This is a genomic window from Tardiphaga sp. (genome assembly GCF_028290785.1).
Classification (GTDB): domain Bacteria; phylum Pseudomonadota; class Alphaproteobacteria; order Rhizobiales; family Xanthobacteraceae; genus Tardiphaga.
Window position 1 is genome coordinate 25,056 of record NZ_JAQGJD010000209.1, and the last position, 20,845, is coordinate 45,900.

Consider the following 20,845-nt stretch of genomic DNA (forward strand, 5'->3'; position numbering starts at 1 on the left):
GTTTAGATGTCTTCAGAGCCCACTGCCCCCGCGTCTGCGGAATCCTCCGCGCTATTGCTGCCGCGCCACGACCAGACCTTCCCGGTGCTGACCGCTGCCGAAATCGAGCGGATGCGCCGGTTCGGCGAGATCCGGCGTTATCAGGACGGCGAGCGCCTGTTCGAGACCGGCAAGCCCGGCCCAGGCATGTTTGTGGTGCTGTCGGGCCATGTGGCCATCACCCAGCGCGATGGCCTTGGCCACATCACGCCGGTGGCGGATCAGGGCGTCGGGCAGTTCCTGGCCGAGATCGGCCAGTTGTCCGGCCGCGTGGCGCTGGTCGATGGCCACGCCGAAGGCGATGTCGAAACCCTGATGATTCCACCGGAGCGGCTGCGCGCGCTGCTGGTGGCGGAGGCGGACCTCGGCGAGCGCATCATGCGGGCGTTGATCCTGCGCCGGGTCAACCTGATCCAGGGCGGCGTCGGCGGCCCGGTGCTGATCGGCGCGCCCGATACCGCTGATGTCATCCGCCTGCAGGGTTTCCTCACCCGCAACGGCTATCCGCACCATCTGCTGGACCCGGCATCCGACAAGGACGCCGCCGACCTGATCGCGCGCTACACGCCTTCGCCGGCGGATCTGCCGCTGGTGGTGTCGGCCGACGGCAGCGTGCTGCGCAATCCGTCGGTGACCGATCTCGCCCGCGCCATCGGCATGACCAGCCACATCACCCGCGGCAAGGTTTACGACGTCGCGATCGTCGGTAGCGGACCCGCGGGCCTGTCGACGGCGGTGTATGCGGCGTCCGAGGGGCTGTCGGTGGCGGTGTGCGACGCCCGCGCCTTCGGCGGCCAGGCCGGCGCCAGCGCCCGCATCGAGAACTATCTCGGCTTTCCCACCGGGATCTCCGGCATGGCGCTGACCGCGCGGGCGTTCAACCAGGCGCAGAAGTTCGGCGCCGACATCATGATCCCCGTCACCGTGAAATCGCTCGATTGCGCGCGTGACGACGGCGCCTTTGCGTTGGCGCTGGATGACGACGACGTGCTGCGTGCCAAAGCCGTGGTAGTGGCGAGTGGCGCGCGCTATCGCCGCCCCGACATCGAGCATTTGTCCGACTTCGAGGGCCGCGGCGTCTGGTACTGGGCTTCGCCGATCGAGGCGCGGCTGTGCAAGGCGCAGGAGGTGATCCTGGTCGGTGGCGGCAACTCGGCCGGACAGGCCGCGGTGTTTCTCGCGGCGCACGCCGCCCGGGTCCACATGGTGATCCGCGGCGGCGGGCTCGGCGCCAGCATGTCGCGCTATCTGATCGAGCGCATCGAGGCGACGCCGAACATCGAGCTGGTGTTCAATACCGAAGTGGTCGGGCTCGCCGGCACCGGGGATTCCGGGCTCGATCGCGTGACGCTGCGCAGCCGGCTGTCCGGCGAAACGTCCGCCACGGAGATCCGCAACCTGTTCCTGTTCGTCGGCGCTGATCCCGCCACCAACTGGCTCGACGGTTGCGGCGTTAATCTCGACCGCGATGGTTTCGTCATGACCGGCGCGCCGTTCGCCGGTCGCAGCGTGCAGGCGCTGGAAACTTCGGTGCCCGGCGTCTACGCCGTCGGCGACGTGCGGTCAGGCTCGGTCAAACGCGTCGGCGGCGCCATCGGCGAGGGCGCCCAGGTGGTGGCGGCGCTGCATGGATTTCTGGGCGACACCGCAAAACCGGGGCTCTAGGATAGCGAGGTTTGCTACCAAACAGAAAAATCAGGGAGGACTTCATGGCCGAGCTTGTCGTCATCTACAAGACCCCGAACGATCCCGCTGCCTTCGACAAATACTATGCCGCGACCCATATTCCGCTGGCGAAGAAATTGCCCGGTCTGAAGAAGTATCAGGTGAGCAACGGCGGCGTCGCCGGGCCCGGCGGTCCGAGTGGCGTGCATCTGGTGGCGACGCTGACGTTCGAGAGCGCCGCCGCGATCGAGGCCGCCTTTGCCAGCCCCGAGGGGCAGGCCGCGGCGGGCGATCTGCCGAACTTCGCGACCGGCGGCGCGGATATCGTTTTCTTTGACACGCGTGACGTCTGATCCCTGATCGAGATCTACTGGAGACGATGATGGCCAAACCCTGCACGCATATTTCGGGCATCCGCGATGTCACGCCGAGCGCGCTCGGCTGCGAGGAGTGCCTGAAGAGCGGCAGCGTTTGGCTTCATCTCCGGATCTGCCGCACCTGTGGCCATGTCGGGTGCTGCGACGATTCCCCGAACAAGCATGCCACCAAGCATTTCCATGCGACGAAGCATCCGATCATCGAGGGCTACGATCCGCCGGAAGGCTGGGGCTGGTGCTACGTCGACGAGGTGATGTTTGACCTGTCCGATCGCAAGACGCCGCACAACGGTCCGATCCCGCGTTACTACTGAAGGCTCACTGGCCTCCGATTTTGCGGCGTCCGGATTCGAGGCTTTCACGTCCTTCGCGCGACGAGGCGGGTAAAGCCGGTTGAATTGCTCGACCGCCATCACTCATCCGGTTGGCGCATCGTACTTTTCGACAAGATTCGGGCGGCGATCCGCAATATGGATGGCGCGAGATCGCCGATCACGTACTCGGGAAACAATCCGTCTAGCAAGTTGCTGCGGTGCGTCGTAACCTTCGCGCGGGTCTAACACGAGGGGCGTATCATGGTTTTAGGAATGAGCCTGGCGACGTTTACGTTGCTTCACGTGGTGATCAGCCTGGTCGGGATTGTCGCCGGACTGATTGCGATGATCGGCCTGCTGACGTCGAATCCGTTGCGCAACTGGACCGCGCTGTTTCTGGCGACGACGATCTTGACCAGCGTGACCGGATTCTTCTTTCCGGTCGAAAAACTGCTGCCGTCGCACGTCATCGGCATCCTTTCGCTGGTGCTGCTGGCGGTCGCCTGTCTGGCGCTGTACGGCAAGAAACTGTCCGGCTCCTGGCGCTGGATCTATGTCCTGACTGCCATGCTGTCGTTGTATCTCAACGTCTTCGTCCTGATCATCCAGAGCTTCTTGAAGATTGCGCCGCTGCATGCGCTGGCGCCCAGCGTACCGCCGAGCGAGCCGCCGTTCGCGATCGTACAGGGCATCGTGCTGGTGTTCTTCATCGTCGTGATCGCGGCCGCGGTGAAGAAGTTTCGCCCCGCGCCGCTCAGCCTCGGTTGATCGCCCGTTGCGCGACGTCGTCATGGCGTCGCGCAAAAGTCCTACGCTTCCAACTCTGTTGAACTGAGTGAGAGAAAAACTATGCCAACGATTACAGTCAAGGACGGCACAGAAATTTTCTACAAGGACTGGGGCACCGGCCAGCCGATCGTATTCAGCCACGGCTGGCCGTTGTCGGCGGACGACTGGGATCCGCAGATGATGTTCTTCCTCAGCAAGGGGTTTCGCGTCATCGCCCATGACCGGCGCGGCCACGGCCGCTCCAGCCAGACCGGCGAGGGCCATGACATGGACCACTATGCCGACGACCTGGCGGCGCTGACGGCGCATCTCGATCTGAAGAATGCGATCCATATCGGCCACTCCACCGGCGGCGGCGAAGTCGCCCATTACATCGGACGCCACGGCGAGAGCCGGGTCGCCAAGGCCGCGCTGCTCTGCGCGGTGCCGCCGATCATGGTCAAGACCGCCAGCAACCCCGGCGGCCTACCAAAGGAAGTATTCGACGGGCTGCAGGCGTCGCTCGCCGCCAACCGCGCGCAGTTCTATCGCGACCTGCCGGAAGGGCCGTTCTACGGCTTTAACCGGCCCGGCGCCAAAGCGCAGGAAGGCGTCATCGCGAACTGGTGGCGGCAGGGCATGATGGGCGGCGCCAAGGCACACTACGACGGCATCGTCGCCTTCTCGCAGACCGACTTCACCGAGGATCTCAAGAAGATCACCGTGCCGGTGCTGGTGATGCACAGCGAGGACGACCAGATCGTGCCTTACGCCGATGCGGGTCCGCTGTCCGCCAAGCTGCTGCAGAACGGCACGCTGAAGACCTACAAGGACTATCCGCACGGCATGATCACGACCCACGCCGACGTCATCAATGCGGAGCTGCTGGCCTTCATCCAGGGCTGAGGTGAGATCTTGCCCCGGACGCGGCGGCATGCGTCCGGGACACGGTACACTGAGGTGAACGGGACTTTGGCCTGCTCTAAATCTTCAAGTTGCGTCCGGGCGGTTCATCGAGAATCGCCCGGATATCGTTGAAGGTGCGTCTGACCAGCACTTCGGGCCCCTCTTCGGCGCCTTCTGCCATCCACTTCTCGCTGGCGAGCCGGATTGCGCCTGTGGTGATCATCGCCACCAGCCGGGCTCGCAATTGCTCGGCGGGATCGCTGGTGCGCGCGGCCAGCGCAGCCGCCATCGCTCGCTCCATCTTCTCGTATTTGGCCGGCTCACGTGCCCGCAACGCGGGCGTCTCGCGCTTCAGCCGCGCCATTGCGAGGGCCTCATCGGGCTTGAATTGCCGGGCCATCGCCAGAATCGCATTCTCCGCGGCGGTGAGCATCGGTTCGTCGGCGGGCCGCGCCGCAATCGCGGCGATCATCGCGTCGGTGCTGCCATCCTGCCAGGCCAGCACAAGGTCTTCCTTCGACGCGAAATAGTGGAAGAAGCTGCGGCGCGAGATGTCGGCCGCCGCGGCGATATCGTCGAGCGTCGTAGCCTCGAAGCCCCGCGCCAGAAACAGCTCCATGGCGACCCTGGTCAGCCGCTCCCGCGTCTGCTGGCGCTTGCGCTCGCGCAGACCGGCCCCGGGCGGCGCGCTCGTCGGTTCCGCTTTAGCGGGTGATTTCAGGGGCTTGGCTGCGCTCATGAGCAGCAAGATAATGCCTGCTTGCACCTATTGCAAATTTGCACCGAGTGCACATTTACCCATTCGCCGCTGTGTGGCGGTAGCGAATGTGGAGAGCGACATGACGGACTGGACCATCGATGACATGCCGCCGCTGAGCGGCCGGCTGGCGGTGGTGACGGGCGCCTCCGGCGGTCTCGGCTTTGAGACGGCCCTGGCGCTCGCCGGCGCGGGTGCTGAGGTCGTTTTGACCGGCCGTAACGATGCCAAGGGAGCGCGCGCGCTGGAAGGCATCTGCGCGCGCCACCCCGATGCCCTCATCAGCTACGAGAATCTGGATCTCGCCAGCCTCGCGTCGGTGGCCGCCTTCGCCACCCGCTTTGCCGCCCTCCATGGCTCGCTCGATCTGCTGATCAACAATGCCGGCGTGATGTCGCTGCCCGTGCGGCAGGTCACCGCCGATGGTTTCGAGATGCAGTTCGGCATCAATTATCTCGGCCACTACGCGCTGACGGCGCATCTGCTGCCGATGCTTCGCCGCGGCAGAGCGCCACGCGTAGTCAACCTCAGCAGCCTCGCGCATCGCACCGGGATGATCGATTTCGACGACCTGCAGGGCGCCACATTCTACAAGCCGTGGAAGGCCTACACTCAGTCGAAGCTGGCGATGCTGATGTTCGCGCTTGAACTACAGCGCCGCAGCGGTGCCGCGGGATGGGGTCTGATGAGCAATGCCGCCCATCCCGGCTACGCACGCACCGACCTCATTTCGAACGGACCCGGCGGAGGCGGCTTGATGGGCGTGTTCAGTTGGCTGATGCGTCCGCTCAGCCACTCCGCTGCCGCTGGTGCGCTGCCGACCTTGTTCGCGGCTACGTCCCGCAATGCAGAAGCCGCGGCATATTACGGGCCGAACGGGTTCTACGAAATGAAGGGCCCACCTGCGCAAGCCAAGATCATGCCGCAGGCAAACGATGCCGGAGTTGCCGCAAAGCTGTGGGATGCCTCCGCGACGCTCACCGGCGTATCTTTCGATCAGGGCGTATCGACCGCCACACGCGCATTCGCTTGAGGATTGAGATGAAGGTCATTTTATTCGGCGCCACCGGCATGGTCGGGCAGGGCGTGTTGCGTGAATGCCTGCTGGATCCGAGCGTCGAGGCCGTGCTCGCAATCGGGCGCAGCCCGACCGGCCAGCACCATGCGAAGCTGCGCGAGATCATTCATGCGGACTTCTTCGATTGGTCGGAAATCGAGTCGCAGCTAACCGGCTTCGATGGCTGTTTTTTCTGCCTCGGCGTCAGTTCGATCGGCATGGCCGAAGACAAGTACCGTCACCTCACTTACGACCTCACCATGGCTGCGGCGACCACGCTGGCGCGGCTCAATCCCGGCATGACGTTTACTTATGTCACCGGGCAGGGCACCGACTCCACCGAGCAGGGTCGCGTGATGTGGGCGCGGATCAAGGGCAAGACCGAAAACGACCTGCGCAAGCTTCCGTTCAAGGCGGCGTATATGTTCAGGCCCGGCGGTATCCAGCCGTTGCATGGCGTGCGGTCGAAGACCGCGTGGGTCCAGGCGATCTACACCGCAACCGGCCCGCTGTGGTCGCTGCTGCACCGGATCGCGCCGAACTATGTCACCACCACCGAACAGCTCGGCCGCGCCATGATCAAGGTCGCCCGCAACGGCTTTCCGAAACCGGTGCTGGAAACCGCGGATATCAACCGGATCTAACAAGCCCGGGCAGCCGAATGCCGGAACTCCACCGTACCGGGGCTCCCGGGCTTGATTAGGAAATGATCGTATTCTATATATCGACCATGAAGACGCAAACCCGACCCAGTATTAAGCCCCGCGGCCCCGGCCGTCCGCGCGAATTCGATATGGATGCGGCGCTGGATGCGGCGTTGATCGTGTTCCGGGAGCGCGGCTATCATGCCGCGTCCCTTGGCGAGCTGGGTTCGGCAATGAAGCTCACGGCGGGCAGTATCTACAAGGCGTTCGCCGACAAGCGCGCGATTTTTCTCGACGCCTTCGCCCGCTATATCGCGCTTCGCGAGTCGCGACTGGCCACGCTGCTCGGCGACCAACGTAGCGGCTTCGGCAAGCTGCAGGCGCTGCTGGACGACTATGTCGAGCAGTCCTGCGGTGTCGAAGGCCGGCGCGGCTGCCTTGTGGTCGGCAGCGCCACCGAACTCGCCACCTTCGATGCCGAGATGGCCGGCCGGGTCACCGCGGCGCTGGACCGCAACGAGGCCAGGCTGCTTGAACTCATTCGTCTGGGCCAAGCGGACGGCTCGATTTCTGCCGGGTTGGACGCAGATGCGACCGCGCTGACCTTGCTGTGCCTGCTGCAGGGTCTCCGCGTGGTCGGCAAGACCAGACGCAGCCGCGCCGAGATGAAAGCCGCCGCGGGCCAGGCGCTACGTCTTCTCACCTAAGGAACGGCGTCGCTGCTCCCCGGTCCGCCAAAATAGGAAGTGAATGTTTCCAAATGAGAGCACTTGAATCGCCCGAAGATCCCGAGACCGCGGCGGCCCGCATGTCGTCATGGCTAACGGTGCTGCTGGCGATCGCCAGCGGCGTAATCGCCGCGAATGTTTATTACGTCCAGCCGCTGGCCGGGCCGATCAGCCAATCGCTCGGATTGTCACCGCAGGCCGCCGGGTTGATCGTGACCATGACGCAACTCGGCTACGGCGCCGGCCTGCTGCTGGTGGTGCCGCTTGGCGACCTGTTCGAGAATCGCCGCCTCGTGCTGTCCATGATCTCGCTGGCCGCGCTGGCGCTGATCGCTGCGGCGATGTCGACGAATGCGGCGAGCTTTCTGGCCTCTGCCCTGCTGATCGGCGTCGGCTCCGTGGCGGTGCAGGTACTCGTGCCCTATGCCGCCCACCTCTCACCCGACGCGTTGCGCGGGCGCGCCGTCGGCAACGTCATGAGCGGCCTGATGGTCGGCATCATGCTGGCCCGTCCCGCGGCCAGCTTCATCACCCATGCGCTGTCGTGGCAGGCCGTATTCGAAATCTCGGCCGCATTGATGGTCGGCCTCGGCATTGCGTTGCGCCTGATGCTGCCACGCCGCCGGCCGGCCGCGGGGCAGGGCTATGGCGCGCTGTTGCACTCGATGGGACGGCTGGCGCGCGACACCCCGGTGCTGCAGCGGCGCGCGCTGTATCATTCCTGCCTGTTTGCGGCGTTCAGCCTGTTCTGGACGACGGTGCCACTGCTGCTGGCGGACCGCTTCGGGCTATCGCAGAACGGCATTGCCTGGTTCGCCCTGGCCGGCGTCGGCGGCGCGATTGCCGCGCCGCTTGCCGGTCGCGCGGCGGATCGCGGCTGGAGCGATATTGCGACCCGGCTTGCGATGCTGGCGGTGGCCGTTTCGGTGCTGCTCGGATGGTTCGGCTCGTCGGGCTCAGCCGCCAGCCTCATCACTCTCGTCGTCGCGGCCATCGTGCTGGATTTCGGCGTTATCGCGCATTTCGCGGTGGGTCAGCGTGCGATTTTTTCGCTCGGCGCTGAAATTCGCGGACGGCTCAACGGCCTTTACATGGCGACGTTCTTCACTGCCGGCGCGTTCGGATCGGCGCTGGGCGGCTGGACCTACGCGCATGGCGGATGGTCCCTGTCGATGGGCGCCGCGCTCACGATGCCCATGGTGGCTCTGACGCTCGCGCTGATGGAGCGATCGCCGCCTGTCTCGGCCCCGCCGCGCCGACAGAGCTGATGCGCTCCGCGCCGTCCAGATACTCTTCTCCACCTCAAGGAAATGAAGCATGACGCCAATTCAAGACGAAGCCCTCTCCGCCGCTTTCAAGCACCGCCGGATCGCCGCATCTGGCATCTCGCTGCATGCCGTCGAGGCCGGCTCCGGACCGTTGATGGTTCTGCTGTCCGGCTGGCCGCAGACCTGGCATTCCTGGCGCAAGATCATGCCGGAACTGGCGAAGCACTTTCGCGTGGTGGCGGTCGATCTTCCCGGGCTTGGCGACAGCGACTTTCCTGAGGCCGGGTACGACACCGGTTCGATTTCGCTGCATCTCGATGCCGTGCTCGACGCCTTCGATGCCATCGACTGTACCTTGGTCACGCATGATATCGGCGCCTGGGTCGGTTACGCCTATGCGGCCCGACGTCCGGAGCGCGTCAAACGCCTGGCGCTGATGGACGCGGCGATTCCCGGATTGGTGCCGCCGGAACTGTTCCGTTTCTCGCCTGAAACCGCGGGGAGGGTGTGGCACTTCTACTTCAATTATATCGCGGGGCTTCCCGAGCTTCTGATCGCCGGCCGCGAACGCGAATTCCTCGAATGGATGTTCGAAGCCAAATCGGCCGACTGGAAAACTTCTTTCGACCCCGCAACGCTCGACATTTACGCGGAAGCCTACTCCGCGCCGGGGCGTTGGAGCGGCGGGATGGGCTATTACCGGTCGATCTTCGTCTCGATCGCGCAGAACCAGGCCACCGCTTTGACGCCGTTACCAATGCCGGTGCTGGCGATCGGCGGGTCGCTCGGGCTCGCCGGAGCGATGGCGAGGTCGATCGCTCACGCTGCGACCAACGTTCAGGGGGCCGTGATCGAGCAGTGCGGGCACTACATAGCGGAGGAGCGGCCAAAACAGCTGCTCGCCATCTTGCTGCCCTTCAGCCTTGCCTAAGACTGCGTCGGGGTCCCAAATGGCGCGTTTTTAGGCAAAGCGCTATTCCCATCGAAAAGCCGCAAATTTCGAACCTTTTGCTTTAAAGAGGCCATCCGCCCTATAGTTCGGGCACACAATCAACGGGAATCGGTATGGATCGCATTCGCATCGTCGGCGGCAGCCAACTCAATGGCACCATTCCGATCTCTGGCGCGAAAAACGCCGCTTTGCCGCTGATGATCGCCGGTCTTTTGACCGACGAGACGCTGATCCTCGACAACGTGCCGCGGCTGGCCGACGTGGCGCAGCTACAGCGCATCCTAGGCAACCACGGCGTTGACATCATGTCGGTCGGCAAGCGCCCGGGCGATCACGAATATCAGGGCCAGACCCTGCACATTTCGGCGGCCAATATCATCGACACCACCGCACCTTACGAGCTGGTCTCGAAGATGCGCGCCTCGTTCTGGGTGATCGCGCCGCTGCTGGCGCGCATGCATGAAGCCAAGGTGTCGCTGCCCGGCGGTTGCGCCATCGGCACCCGTCCGGTGGATTTGCTGATCATGGCGTTGGAGAAGCTCGGCGCCGAGCTGACCATCGACGGCGGCTACGTGATCGCCAAGGCGCCCGGCGGCCTGAAGGGCGCCACCATCGATTTCCCCAAGGTAACCGTATCCGGCACCCATGTGGCGCTGATGGCCGCGACTTTGGCCAAGGGCACCACCACCATCAATAACGCCGCGTGCGAGCCCGAGATCGTCGATGTCGCGGATTGCCTGAACAAGATGGGCGCCCGCGTCAGCGGCGCCGGCACGCCGCGCATTGTGATCGAAGGCGTGGCGAAGCTGCATGGCGCTCGCCACCCGGTGCTGCCGGATCGCATCGAGACTGGCACCTATGCCATGGCGGTGGCGATGACCGGCGGCGACGTGCAGCTGTCGGGAGCGCGCCCCGAGCTGCTGCAGTCCGCGCTGGACGTGCTGACTCAGGCCGGCGCCACCATCACCGTCAACAATGATGGCATCCGCGTCGTCAGAAACGGTGCCGGCATCAAGCCGGTCACCGTCTCGACCGCGCCATTCCCGGGCTTTCCGACGGATTTGCAGGCGCAGTTGATGGCGCTGATGGCGTGCGCCAAGGGCACTTCGCAGATCACCGAGACGATCTTCGAGAACCGCTTCATGCATGTGCAGGAACTGGCTCGGTTCGGCGCCCAGATCCACCTCGACGGCGAAACCGCCACCATCGACGGCATCGCCAAGCTGCGCGGCGCGCCGGTGATGGCCACCGACCTGCGCGCCTCGGTATCGCTGGTGATCGCCGGCCTCGCCGCCGAAGGCGAGACCATGGTCAATCGCATCTATCACCTCGACCGCGGCTTCGAGCGGCTCGAGGAAAAACTGTCCGGCTGCGGTGCCACGATCGAGCGCATCAGCGGATAGGCTCCCCGTCATTCTCGAAAATCTGAGGCTGTCATGCCCGGTCAACGCAAGCTGATTGCTCTGGACGCCGACGATCTTGCGGTAATCTCGGCCCATGTCCAGGACGCTGTCGTCCACGTCAGCGACATCATCTGGCGGCAGAGCGAGAAGCGGCTGGTGGTCGGCATGAACCGGCTCGACTGGGGCCAGGCCATTGCCGGCGGGGTCACCCCGCAGCGCCTGCTGGCGGCGCTACGGTTCGACCGGGTGCTGGCCTGCAAATCGCGCGACATCGACCTGGAGGGCCCTGCGGTGGCCCTTGAGCTACTCGGCATCGAGTTCCACCCGAGCGAGGCGCCCGGCGGCAGCGCGGTGCTGATATTCGCCAACGGCGGCGCGTTGCGGCTCGACGTCGAATGCCTCGAAGTCGAACTGGCCGACCTCGGGCCGGAGGATCTCGGCGCCAGCGGCGTGGACGAGGCGTCGGGGCTGGAGGCGTAAGTCTTCGTAGGGTGGGCAAAGGCGCTCTTGCGCCGTGCCCACCATCCACGCCCCGTGGTGGGCACGCCGAGGCGCGCGGAGCGCGCGCCAGCTTTGCCCACCCTACGAATCTGGCCGCGCGTATGGCCCGGGGTTGACGGCCCCCAACTGCCGCGCCATTGAGCAGGGGGCTCTGGCCGGCAGGGCCCCGCCGGGACACTTTTATGCCAATTCGCCTGACCACCCACAGCGCCGATTTCCCGTCGGCGTTTAACGCTTTCCTCAATGCCAAGCGCGAGGTCGCGGCCGATATCGAGACCGCCACCCGGGCCATCGTCGACGACGTCGCGCTGCGTGGCGACGCGGCGCTGCTCGAGGCCACCGAAAAGTTCGACCGTTTGAAGCTGGATGCTGCCGGCCTGCGCATCACCGCGGCCGAGATCGATGCCGCCGTTGCGGCCTGTGACCAAGAAACTCTCGACGCGCTGAAATTCGCCCGCGACCGCATCGAGCTGTTTCATGTCAGGCAGTTGCCGAAGGACGATCGCTTCACCGACGCGCTTGGCGTCGAGCTGGGCTGGCGCTGGAGCGCGATCGAAGCCGTCGGCCTTTATGTCCCCGGCGGCACCGCGGCCTATCCGTCGTCGGTGCTGATGAACGCGGTGCCGGCCAAGGTCGCCGGGGTGGACCGCGTGGTGATGGTGGTGCCGTCGCCGGACGGCCGGCTCAATCCGCTGGTGCTCGCCGCCGCGCATCTCGGCGGCGTCACCGAGATTTACCGCGTCGGCGGCGCGCAGGCGGTGGCCGCTTTGGCCTACGGCACCGAAACCATCGCGCCGGTGGCGAAAATCGTCGGCCCGGGCAACGCCTATGTGGCCGCCGCCAAGCGCCAGGTGTTCGGCAAGGTAGGCATCGACATGATTGCCGGCCCCTCCGAAGTGCTTGTTATCGCCGACCACACCGGCAATGCCGACTGGATCGCCGCCGACCTGCTTGCGCAGGCCGAGCACGACGCCAATGCGCAGTCGATCCTGATCACCGACAATGCGGCGCTCGCCGACGATGTGGAGCGTGCCGTGGAAGCCCAGCTCACCACGCTGCCGCGCGCGGACATCGCGCGCAAATCCTGGATCGACTACGGCGCCATCATCCTGGTGCAGACGCTGGACGAGGCCGTGACGCTGGCCAATGCGATTGCCGCCGAGCATCTGGAAATCATGACCGCCGACCCGGATGCGCTGTCGCTGCGGATTCGCAATGCCGGCGCGATTTTCCTGGGTCCGCATACGCCGGAGGCGATCGGCGACTATGTCGGCGGTTCCAACCACGTCTTGCCGACGGCGCGGTCCGCCCGTTTCTCCTCCGGGCTCGGGGTGCTTGACTTCATGAAGCGAACGTCGATCCTGAAATGCGGGCCGGACCAGCTACGGGCGCTGGGATCGGCTGCGATGACGCTGGGCAAGGCCGAAGGCCTCGATGCCCACGCCCGTTCCGTTGGATTGCGCCTTAACCTGCGATGAAGACAGCACCACCAGGGGATGACACCGACAACCGCATCGTGGCGGTGACGCTCGATGAGGAATCGATTGGCCGTTCCGGGCCGGATATCGAGCACGAGCGCGCGATCGCGATCTACGACCTCGTCGAGAAGAACCTGTTCGCGCCGGATGGCGCCGAGGCAGGTCCCTTTACGCTGCATATCGGCATCACCGGCAACCGGCTGATGTTCGACATTCGTCGTGAGGACGCCACGCCCGTGGTCGTGCACCTGCTGTCGCTGACGCCGTTCCGCCGCATCGTGAAGGACTACTTCATGATCTGCGACAGCTACTACCAGGCGATTCGCACCGCGACCCCGGACAAGATCGAGGCCATCGACATGGGTCGCCGCGGCATCCATGACGAGGGCTCGCACACGCTGATGGAGCGGCTCAAAGGCAAGGTCCGGATCGACTTCGAGACCGCGCGGCGGCTGTTCACGCTGATCTCCGTCCTTCACTGGAAGGGTTGACGACGCATGAGAGCGTTGACCGTCACCACAAGCTCGTCATTGCGAGGAGCGAAGCGACGCGGCAATCCAGAAGGCCGCACGCGCGGTCGGGGTTGCTTTGCCGCCAGCGGGAACGGCTAGGCGATGGCCGAGCCTCCGCGCGCACGCACGCCGCAGGCCGTGCTGTTCGCCTGCGGCCAGAACAGCATCCGCTCGGTGATGGCCGCCAGCCTTTTGCAGCAGATGTTTCCCCACGCGCTGTATGTGAAATCCGCCGGCGTGAAGAAGGGCGAGGTCGATCCGTTCGTCACCGCGGTGATGGCCGAACTCGGCCAGGACGTCTCCAAACACAAGCCGACCACCTTCGAGGAACTCGACGACTGGGAAGGCCTCAACTTCGATCTGATCATCACGCTGTCGCCGGAGGCGCACCACAAGGCGCTGGACCTGACCCGCACCGACGCGGCCGAGGTGGAATACTGGCCGACCCAGGACCCCTCCGGCGTCGAAGGCAACCGCGAGCAGAAACTCGCCGCGTATCGCGAAGTGCTGGACGGCCTGCTGCTGCGGATCAGGAAGCGGTTTTCGAAGGGTGGCGCGGCAAGCGGGTGAGATTGCGTTCCCCGGACGCAGAGCACCGCGCCGCGCCTTCGCGGCGTGGTGCTCCGCAGAGCCGGTGTCCCGGTTGCTGGTTAACCACCGGGATCCCGGATCTGCGCAGCGGCACAAGAGCGCCGCAGCGCGTCCGGGAAACCGACACCGAGATCGTAGGGTGGGTTAGCGCGAAGCGCGTAGCCCACCGCCTCTCCGCATCGCTGGGTGGTGGGTTACGGCGCAAGAGCGCCTAACCCACCCTACGCGCTCAGTCGATTTGCTCCGCGGGTGTTGCCCATCATCGAGCAGGGTGGGATAAGAGGTCTCAGTGCTCGTTGACCGCAGCACCGAGCTTGATCAGGCTCAGCGAGCGGTTCGCGGTCTCGCGCAGGCGGCAGTAGCTCGCGTCGCCCCGGTACATGCCGGGCTCGACTTTGTCGAAGACTGCGCAAAAGCGATCACGCGACGCGGCGAAAGTTATCTGCGAGTCCTTGACCGCCTTGATCACGTCGGCGAACCCGCCGGCCTGGACCTTCTTTAGCGCCTCATTGGTTTTTTGGGTCCAAATGGCGAGTTCGCGCGCCGCGCAGGCTCTCCATTTGGCGACGTCGTCTTTCACGCCCTCTGCCGCTTTGATGCAGGGGTCGGCGACGAGCCCGACGCACGCGCCGCCGAAACCGCCGGTTTTCTCCGCGGTCTTCAGGCAGGCATCGATTACTGTAACGTCGGCGGGCGCGGTGTCGTGGGCAAAAGCCATCGATGCGAGCGGGAGGTTTGCGGCGAGCATCGCGGCGGCAAGTATGAGCTTCATTGGAGATCCGCCTTTTTGGGTAATGGCAGAATGACATCTGGCTTAGCAAATCTGTTGTTCCCTCCGGGCTTATCGATCCACCAGTCGTAGAATTCGATGGAAGCATCGATCCAATCGGCAACTCTATTCCAGAGCTTGTAGATAGCTTTCTTCATGCGGATAGGTCGCTGATGCGGCTCTACTGGTTCAAGGCTGCGCGCTCTGTCACGTTCCTCGCTCAGGAGCGCGGGCTATGAGCATTCAATTCGCTCTCTCTTGACTATATTCCCATAGGGCCATATACCTACACCCGTCCCGCCCCACGAGAGGGGCGTTTCGCGATCGTCACGATCCGCGGGGCGGGATGCGGTGGACGCGGCAGCGTCGCGCCGCGGAGCGTGGCCAGGGCGCGAGCCCGGCGGAGGGATGCGCGCCTTGTACAAAGGGCGTGTCCGGAGGCCGGAGGAGGGTGAGGCCAGGCGCTGCGGCGGACGACGACGCTGTGCGGTACGGACCGGGGCGGAGATGCGCCCCATTCGTATCGCCTTGCGCGGCGGCCCAAGTCGTGTGGTCGCGACCGCAATCCGGCCGGCCCCCCAGCGCTGTCCAAATCCGGACGCCCCGGGGCCCCAAGGAGACGACGGCATCAGGTGATACGTCACCGCCGGGGAGAGCACGAAGCAAGCCGACAGCCCATCGCGTGCGGAACGCCGGACGAACCGGTGCTTTCGTGGTGACTCGCTCGTGTGCTTTTTACACTTTCGCACACGAGGCTGCGGACGCATCGGGCGTCCGGCGTTCCGCGCGCCCTCTTTCCGGAGAGGGTGCCAGGAAATAGGCAAAACTCGGGCGCTCCGGCGCCGCGAGATCGCGGGAGTCTGGCTGTGACCCAAGCTGTCATTCCGGGGCGCAGGCGGCGCCAGCCGCATGCGAACCCGGAATCCCGAGATGTTCAGCGCTGCGAGACTCCCATGTCGGGATTCCGGGTTCGCGACCGCCTGGCGGCGTTCGCGCCCCGGAATGACGGCCCCGGGGCCGGTTGCCGCGGCATGGCCCTTCCGATACGTTCCGCGCGCATTCCCGCCCTCGGATTGATCAAAACCCGCATGCTCGGCCGTCCCAAATTCGTTCTCGCTTCCGGCTCGCCCCGCCGCCTCAGCCTGCTCAACCAGGCCGGCATCGAGCCCGATGCGCTGCGTCCCGCCGATGTCGACGAGACCCCGAAGCGTGGCGAGCTGCCGCGCGCCTGCGCCAATCGGCTGGCGCGCGCCAAGGCCGAGGCCGCGCTGAAATCGGTGCAACTCGACGACGAATTGCGTGGCTCGTTCATCCTGGCCGCCGACACCGTGGTTGCGGTCGGCCGCCGTATCCTGCCCAAGGCGGAACTGGTCGATGAGGCCTCGCAGTGCCTGCGGCTGCTGTCCGGGCGCAATCACCGCGTCTACACCGCGGTGTGCATCGTGACCCCCAAGGAAAGCTTCCGGCAGCGCCTGATCGAAACCAAGGTGCGCTTCAAGCGGCTCAGCGAGGAAGACATCCAGACCTACATCGGCTCCGGCGAATGGCGCGGCAAAGCCGGCGGCTACGCCGTGCAGGGCATCGCTGGCTCGTTCGTGGTCAAGATGGTCGGCTCCTACACCAATATCGTCGGCCTGCCGCTGTACGAGACCGTGTCGCTGCTGGGAGGCGAGGGCTTCCCGATTCGATTCGGGTGGCTGAATGCCAGTTAAGCCCCCGGAACCCGCCCGGGCCGCGGAAAAACCCACTAGGCCGTGCCCGATCTGCGGCAAGCCGTCGGTCGTGGACGCCCGGCCGTTCTGCTCGGAACGCTGCCGCGACGTCGACCTGAACCGCTGGTTGTCGAATTCCTATGCGATTCCCGGCAAACCGGAAGACGACGACGACGCCGAATAGGCCGGCGCGGCCGCGCCGGCCTTCGCAGAACCGGCAATTTACCCTTGTTTTGACGACGGAATCCGCAATCGCTGCAATCGTCATCGAGCGGGTGGACAGGGCCCGTCAGCCTGCCTATAAACCGGCGCTCCCGGACTTGATCCGGAAGGCGCCCGGGTAGCTCAGTTGGTAGAGCATGCGACTGAAAATCGCAGTGTCGGTGGTTCGAACCCGCCCCCGGGCACCATTCAGCATTCAGCGCTGTCGTCGCATTCCCACCAGGTTTGAACGCCGTCGGTTGTCGTCACAGCCACAGCGCGGTGGCCCGCACACCCAGTTCTGGCAAAATAGTGCTGGAAAGCAACCCTAGATTGCTCGATATTTCGTAGCGCGAGAATGATTTTGGGAACGGATCGAGGCGGCAGGCCTCTCCATCTGGTTGGACTAAGATTTAAATCCAGAGTCGATTTGTTCCGATGTCAGGAGCGGACATGGGTCAGGACGAATATATCATCCTGCGCCGGGGAGGCTCGGCGAGGGCCAGGGGCAATCTGGATTGGCAGATGCGGGGCCTCGATAGCCTGGCGATGCGGGATGGGGGGCCGATCCGGGATCACCAGCATGAGGCGCCGCCCCAGCCCAACCTCACGGTTGCCTCCCTCAACGAAAATGAGGCTGCAGATCTGCAGCGCGACGATGACGTTCTTGCCTCCGCGCTCTCGATCCCGATTTCGCTGATCCGGCCCATGGCGGTCGGCGCCGGTGAAGATGCCCAAGCGGAGCAATCGGCCCGCGCCGCGGGCATCTCGTGGGGCGTGCAGGAAGTCGCTCCCCATGCCGGACCCGACGCCGGAGCCGCGACCACCGTGGCCGTGCTCGACACCGGCATCGATCCGACCCATCCGGCCTTCAACGGCGTCAACCTGACGCGGAAGAATTTTTCAAAGTCTCCCAACGAGGACGACGTGTTCGGCCACGGCACGCACTGCGCCGGGACGATCTTCGGTCGCGACGTGGACGGTGTGCGGATCGGCATTGCGCGCGGGGTGCGCAACGCGCTGATCGGAAAAATTCTCGACGACCGCGGCAGCGGCGGCACCGCCGATGTCGCCAGGGCGATGCAGTGGGCGAGCGATCAGGGCGCCCGCGTGATCTCGATGTCGCTTGGCATCGAATTCGGCAACCTCGTCAAATGGCTGGAGGAATCCGGCAAGCCGCCCGCCGAAGTATTGTCGCGGGCGCTGTCGGCGTATCGCGATTCCGTTCGTCTGTTCGATACCACGGTCCAGTCGCTCGGCGCCCAGGGCGTGATGGTGCGCGGAGGGGCGATCGTCGTCGCCGCCGCCGGAAATGAAAGCGCCAGGACGGCCGCCAGCCCGTACATCATCGATGTCAGCCTCCCCGCTGCGGCGGTGGGCATGATATCGGTGGGCGCCGTGGGCAAGGGTGCGGGCGGCTACAACATCGCATCGTTCTCGAATACCAATCCAATGCTTTGCGCCCCAGGCGTCGGGATCGTCTCTGCGAAATGCGGTGGTGGCCTTGCCGCCATGGACGGCACAAGCATGGCCGCTCCGCACGTGTCGGGCGCGGCGATCCTGTGGTCCGAACGGGTGGTTCAGGACAACCCACGCGCCAGTATAGAAATCGTGAAAGCCAAATTGATCGCGGGATGCAAGGCGACGGGATTTTCGCCGGCTGTGGCGGCAGGGGATCGAGGGGCCGGTCTGGTTCAGGCTCCGGCTTGATCGGCACTCCGGCCTTTCGCAACAGGACACCGTCCCCATTCAATCCGGCCGTCAGGTTCTACTCAGCGGCGCCCCGCTTGGCAGCCTGCGATCCGCTGCCGCGAGCATCGACGGGGTCGTTGGAGAGATAGGCCGCCAGCCGGATGCCTTCGTTCAGCAACGCCATTTTCAGGAGTTCGACGGTGGTGTCGGACCGGCACGCCTCCGCCACCTTGATCGCATGGAGGATAGTGGTCACCAGGCTGTCCTCGGTCGCCCTGCCTTCGATGACCCGAAGATGTATCAACGACATCTCACGCGCTCCGGCGTTGAGCGACCGTCTCGTCGAGCACCGAACTTTCGATGTTGACGGACTTGCGGACGCGCGACAGGCAATTCTCGCTGACGCTGAAAAACACGGCGATGACTGCTTCACCCGCGATCATCTGCGACAGCCCGAGCGGCTCGATCTCGAAGCCGAACCCCTGCAGGATCGGCAGTCGCAGCGGGCTGATCACCGACGTATAGCCGGAAAGGCCCTCCTCCAGGCCGTATTCCTGAATGGCGACCAACAGCTCGAAATAGTGTCGGCTGCGGCGTTCAGATTTGCGCATCGCAAAGCGCGTCAGTTCGAGTACGTCGCTGCGCTGCGGGATTGCGCCATCGACCAGCGTCGGGAATTGCTCGGTCAGCATATGCGGCAACACCGTCGGGCACAGCCGGAAACCGCCGGCCACGACATGGTGATCGTTTGCAGCAATCAGATAGGTGGCTGAAGCGTTGTCGTACTGGTCTTTTTCGTAGATGCCGTCCACCTCCAGGTCGGTCCAGCCGCGTTCCTGGACAAACACCTCATGCCGTAACCGGAATTGCCGCTCCATGAGATCGGCAAACTGGCGGCTGTTGCCGTTGTGAACGACCCTGATCATGAAAACACTCCTCACCTGCAATGGTGGGAGCATTCATGTCCGCCGGGCGGTCAACCATTCCGTGGGCAGGGTATTGACAAACTCAAAGAGCGATCTCGCCGTTGCGGATGGCCTCGGCGACCGCCTGGGCGCGGGTGTGGACGTTCAGTTTGTGCATGGCCATCGAGACCGTCTTGTTCACGGTGTCTTCCGAGATCTTGAGAATGGCGCTGGTGTCCCAAGCCGTCTTGCCGGCCGCGACCCAGCTCATCACCTCGCGCTCGCGTTGCGTCAGGATCGGGCGCCGGGCCGGCTGCCGCGACCGGATCACGACCAGGCGGTTCACCGCATACATCGTCACCAGTTCGATGGCCGCGCGCGCCTCGCTGGTATCATCGACGTCGCGCCCGGCCAGCGACACGCCGGCCTGATAGCCGTTGAGCCCGTGAACGGGCGTGCAGAGGCCGTGTTTGAGTCCATAGTCGGTGGCGGCGATCCGCATGATCTCATTGGCGATCGGCTCGGTCGCACTGGGCTGGATGTCGGACCATGCAAAGGATTCCGGACTCTGCCGAATCCGCGGTGCGACCGGATCGAAGGCATAGAAATTCGACTCCGCATATTGCTCGGCCCAGGACTTTGGCCAGGCCTTTAGCAACACCTTGTCGTCGAACGACTGTTTCGCGCCGGCCGAGGCCAGGAAGCAGATGTGGTCGTAGCCGAAGCTGCCGACCAGAGCGGAAATAACCGCACAAACGCCCGGGGTCGATTGGGCATCGCGGATTGCTTCGATAGCATCGAGAGCCGATCGAAAATGCATTCCTTTGAATGATGCCATCGACGCAGTCCTTTGCGGGAATAGTGCTGGCCCGGCTCTTCGGTCCTGGCCACCATAGTCGCTGGTATAATCTGGACAACCGTTTCCAGCCATGCAGCTGGATGGCGGACGTCGATTTGTGTGATGCGAGCAGAGTGCCGCGTGGTGGTCGAAGGCAGCTTCTCGCCCGGGGATAAGGTCAGGTCAGTGGCAATGCCCGAAGCTCGACGAGGACGAGTCTGGCCGACGTCGTAGATTCGACGCGAATGGCAGGCGATTGAGCGTCCAGCAACAAAGTATCGCGATACGCCAGGACTTCAAGGGTGGCGGCCACCTGTACGGATACGACGCCTTCCTCGACAAAAACCACGGTCGGCCCCAAAGGCGCCGGCAGCGTTCGAGCCCCGGCAAGATCGAAACGGCTGACGCTGTGCCGAAATGCCGTACGACGGGTCATGACGTTGAGGTCGACGATAGGGCCGCCGAGCAGGGTCGCGGCGGTGGGCACATCGCCGGCAAAGCCATGCGGTGCAGAACGGCGGTCCAGCCGGGCGACGGTAGAGCCCTGCACCGCAAGCTCGATGCCGTCACCGTCCAGCACCAGCAGAGTCCGGTCGATGCCGGGAAAGCGCGAGAATGGTCCATCGGCGGCGACGCGCGCCATGCTGATGCGCCAGTCGAAGCCATCGAGGCCTTCCGCGCCGGGCGACACCGCGATTTCCGTGGTCGATCCCAAGCCGTTCTTCCACGGCATGATTCGGTAGTCGGCTACGCGCAGGACCTGCATGG

The 20,845-nt window shown here is 64.7% G+C and carries 25 protein-coding genes and 1 tRNA gene; 19 read left to right on the plus strand and 7 right to left on the minus strand.

The annotated features are described in order from the left end of the window. Positions 1-6: 6 nt before the first annotated feature. The 5 genes from JWR89_RS12320 (at position 7) to JWR89_RS12340 (ending at position 4,069) form a co-directional block, all read left to right on the plus strand. The gene (locus tag JWR89_RS12320; RefSeq protein ID WP_299716315.1) at positions 7-1,704 is read left to right on the plus strand and encodes an FAD-dependent oxidoreductase; all 1,698 of its coding nucleotides are present in this window, start codon (positions 7-9) and stop codon (positions 1,702-1,704) included. A gap of 44 nt (positions 1,705-1,748) precedes the next feature. Further along, complete coding sequence (locus JWR89_RS12325; RefSeq protein ID WP_299716318.1) at positions 1,749-2,057, plus strand: EthD family reductase; 309 nt, start codon at positions 1,749-1,751, stop codon at positions 2,055-2,057. A 29-nt stretch (positions 2,058-2,086) separates the two neighbouring features. Further along, positions 2,087-2,395 (plus strand): UBP-type zinc finger domain-containing protein, encoded by a 309-nt coding sequence (locus JWR89_RS12330; RefSeq protein ID WP_299716321.1) that lies wholly within the window; start codon positions 2,087-2,089, stop codon positions 2,393-2,395. 261 nt (positions 2,396-2,656) lie between these two features. Beyond that, complete coding sequence (locus JWR89_RS12335) at positions 2,657-3,163, plus strand: hypothetical protein (protein WP_299716324.1); 507 nt, start codon at positions 2,657-2,659, stop codon at positions 3,161-3,163. Between the two features lie 81 nt (positions 3,164-3,244). Further along, the gene (locus tag JWR89_RS12340) at positions 3,245-4,069 is read left to right on the plus strand and encodes an alpha/beta hydrolase (RefSeq protein ID WP_299716327.1); all 825 of its coding nucleotides are present in this window, start codon (positions 3,245-3,247) and stop codon (positions 4,067-4,069) included. A 76-nt stretch (positions 4,070-4,145) separates the two neighbouring features. Here JWR89_RS12340 and JWR89_RS12345 read toward each other — a convergent pair whose 3' ends face one another. Then, positions 4,146-4,808, minus strand: a complete 663-nt coding sequence (locus tag JWR89_RS12345) for a TetR/AcrR family transcriptional regulator (protein WP_299716427.1) — start codon at positions 4,806-4,808, stop codon at positions 4,146-4,148. A gap of 100 nt (positions 4,809-4,908) precedes the next feature. Between JWR89_RS12345 and JWR89_RS12350 the strand changes: the two genes are divergently transcribed. The 10 genes from JWR89_RS12350 (at position 4,909) to JWR89_RS12395 (ending at position 13,939) form a co-directional block, all read left to right on the plus strand. Beyond that, positions 4,909-5,859 (plus strand): SDR family oxidoreductase, encoded by a 951-nt coding sequence (locus tag JWR89_RS12350; RefSeq protein WP_299716330.1) that lies wholly within the window; start codon positions 4,909-4,911, stop codon positions 5,857-5,859. A gap of 8 nt (positions 5,860-5,867) precedes the next feature. After that, positions 5,868-6,527, plus strand: a complete 660-nt coding sequence (locus JWR89_RS12355) for an epimerase (protein WP_299716332.1) — start codon at positions 5,868-5,870, stop codon at positions 6,525-6,527. 86 nt (positions 6,528-6,613) lie between these two features. Further along, positions 6,614-7,234: a TetR/AcrR family transcriptional regulator gene (locus JWR89_RS12360; protein ID WP_299716430.1), complete on the plus strand. Its 621-nt coding sequence runs from the start codon at positions 6,614-6,616 to the stop codon at positions 7,232-7,234. A gap of 53 nt (positions 7,235-7,287) precedes the next feature. Then, the gene (locus JWR89_RS12365; protein WP_299716334.1) at positions 7,288-8,523 is read left to right on the plus strand and encodes an MFS transporter; all 1,236 of its coding nucleotides are present in this window, start codon (positions 7,288-7,290) and stop codon (positions 8,521-8,523) included. Positions 8,524-8,572: 49 nt separating this feature from the next. Continuing rightward, positions 8,573-9,454, plus strand: coding sequence for an alpha/beta fold hydrolase (locus tag JWR89_RS12370; RefSeq protein WP_299716336.1), 882 nt, complete (start codon positions 8,573-8,575; stop codon positions 9,452-9,454). A gap of 134 nt (positions 9,455-9,588) precedes the next feature. Beyond that, positions 9,589-10,878, plus strand: a complete 1,290-nt coding sequence (gene murA / locus JWR89_RS12375) for a UDP-N-acetylglucosamine 1-carboxyvinyltransferase (RefSeq protein ID WP_299716338.1) — start codon at positions 9,589-9,591, stop codon at positions 10,876-10,878. A 33-nt stretch (positions 10,879-10,911) separates the two neighbouring features. Then, positions 10,912-11,358: a DUF2948 family protein gene (locus tag JWR89_RS12380; protein WP_299716341.1), complete on the plus strand. Its 447-nt coding sequence runs from the start codon at positions 10,912-10,914 to the stop codon at positions 11,356-11,358. A gap of 203 nt (positions 11,359-11,561) precedes the next feature. Then, a complete protein-coding gene (gene hisD, locus JWR89_RS12385; protein ID WP_299716344.1) occupies positions 11,562-12,857 on the plus strand; it encodes a histidinol dehydrogenase in 1,296 nt (431 codons plus the stop codon). Next, the gene (locus JWR89_RS12390; protein ID WP_299716347.1) at positions 12,854-13,348 is read left to right on the plus strand and encodes a UPF0262 family protein; all 495 of its coding nucleotides are present in this window, start codon (positions 12,854-12,856) and stop codon (positions 13,346-13,348) included. The genes hisD and JWR89_RS12390 overlap by 4 nt, the downstream gene beginning before the upstream one ends. A 123-nt stretch (positions 13,349-13,471) precedes the next feature. Beyond that, positions 13,472-13,939, plus strand: a complete 468-nt coding sequence (locus JWR89_RS12395; RefSeq protein WP_299716350.1) for a low molecular weight phosphatase family protein — start codon at positions 13,472-13,474, stop codon at positions 13,937-13,939. A 307-nt stretch (positions 13,940-14,246) separates the two neighbouring features. Here JWR89_RS12395 and JWR89_RS12400 read toward each other — a convergent pair whose 3' ends face one another. Beyond that, the gene (locus JWR89_RS12400; protein WP_299716353.1) at positions 14,247-14,732 is read right to left on the minus strand and encodes a lysozyme inhibitor LprI family protein; all 486 of its coding nucleotides are present in this window, start codon (positions 14,730-14,732) and stop codon (positions 14,247-14,249) included. After that, positions 14,729-14,887 carry a hypothetical protein gene (locus JWR89_RS12405; protein ID WP_299716356.1) on the minus strand — a complete coding sequence of 53 codons (159 nt, stop codon included), beginning with the start codon at positions 14,885-14,887 and terminating at the stop codon, positions 14,729-14,731. Before JWR89_RS12405 ends, JWR89_RS12400 begins: the two co-directional genes overlap by 4 nt. A gap of 930 nt (positions 14,888-15,817) precedes the next feature. Between JWR89_RS12405 and JWR89_RS12410 the strand changes: the two genes are divergently transcribed. The 4 genes from JWR89_RS12410 to JWR89_RS12425 all read left to right on the plus strand — a co-directional run bounded on the left by JWR89_RS12410 (position 15,818) and on the right by JWR89_RS12425 (position 18,352). Continuing rightward, a complete protein-coding gene (locus tag JWR89_RS12410; RefSeq protein ID WP_299716359.1) occupies positions 15,818-16,441 on the plus strand; it encodes a Maf-like protein in 624 nt (207 codons plus the stop codon). Next, complete coding sequence (yacG, locus tag JWR89_RS12415; RefSeq protein ID WP_299716361.1) at positions 16,431-16,625, plus strand: DNA gyrase inhibitor YacG; 195 nt, start codon at positions 16,431-16,433, stop codon at positions 16,623-16,625. The genes JWR89_RS12410 and yacG overlap by 11 nt, the downstream gene beginning before the upstream one ends. A 150-nt stretch (positions 16,626-16,775) precedes the next feature. Continuing rightward, positions 16,776-16,851, plus strand: a tRNA-Phe gene (locus JWR89_RS12420). A 316-nt stretch (positions 16,852-17,167) separates the two neighbouring features. Then, the gene (locus tag JWR89_RS12425; protein ID WP_299716364.1) at positions 17,168-18,352 is read left to right on the plus strand and encodes a S8 family serine peptidase; all 1,185 of its coding nucleotides are present in this window, start codon (positions 17,168-17,170) and stop codon (positions 18,350-18,352) included. A 58-nt stretch (positions 18,353-18,410) separates the two neighbouring features. Here the strand turns inward: JWR89_RS12425 and JWR89_RS12430 are convergent, their stop codons facing one another. The 4 genes from JWR89_RS12430 to JWR89_RS12445 form a co-directional block, all read right to left on the minus strand. Then, the gene (locus JWR89_RS12430; RefSeq protein WP_299716367.1) at positions 18,411-18,644 is read right to left on the minus strand and encodes a hypothetical protein; all 234 of its coding nucleotides are present in this window, start codon (positions 18,642-18,644) and stop codon (positions 18,411-18,413) included. Position 18,645: 1 nt separating this feature from the next. Next, a complete protein-coding gene (locus JWR89_RS12435) occupies positions 18,646-19,260 on the minus strand; it encodes an acyl-homoserine-lactone synthase (RefSeq protein ID WP_299716370.1) in 615 nt (204 codons plus the stop codon). Positions 19,261-19,342: 82 nt separating this feature from the next. Then, positions 19,343-20,077, minus strand: a complete 735-nt coding sequence (locus JWR89_RS12440) for a LuxR family transcriptional regulator (RefSeq protein ID WP_299716373.1) — start codon at positions 20,075-20,077, stop codon at positions 19,343-19,345. Between the two features lie 178 nt (positions 20,078-20,255). Further along, a complete protein-coding gene (locus tag JWR89_RS12445; RefSeq protein ID WP_299716377.1) occupies positions 20,256-20,843 on the minus strand; it encodes a HutD family protein in 588 nt (195 codons plus the stop codon). Between the last annotated feature and the right edge of the window lie 2 nt (positions 20,844-20,845).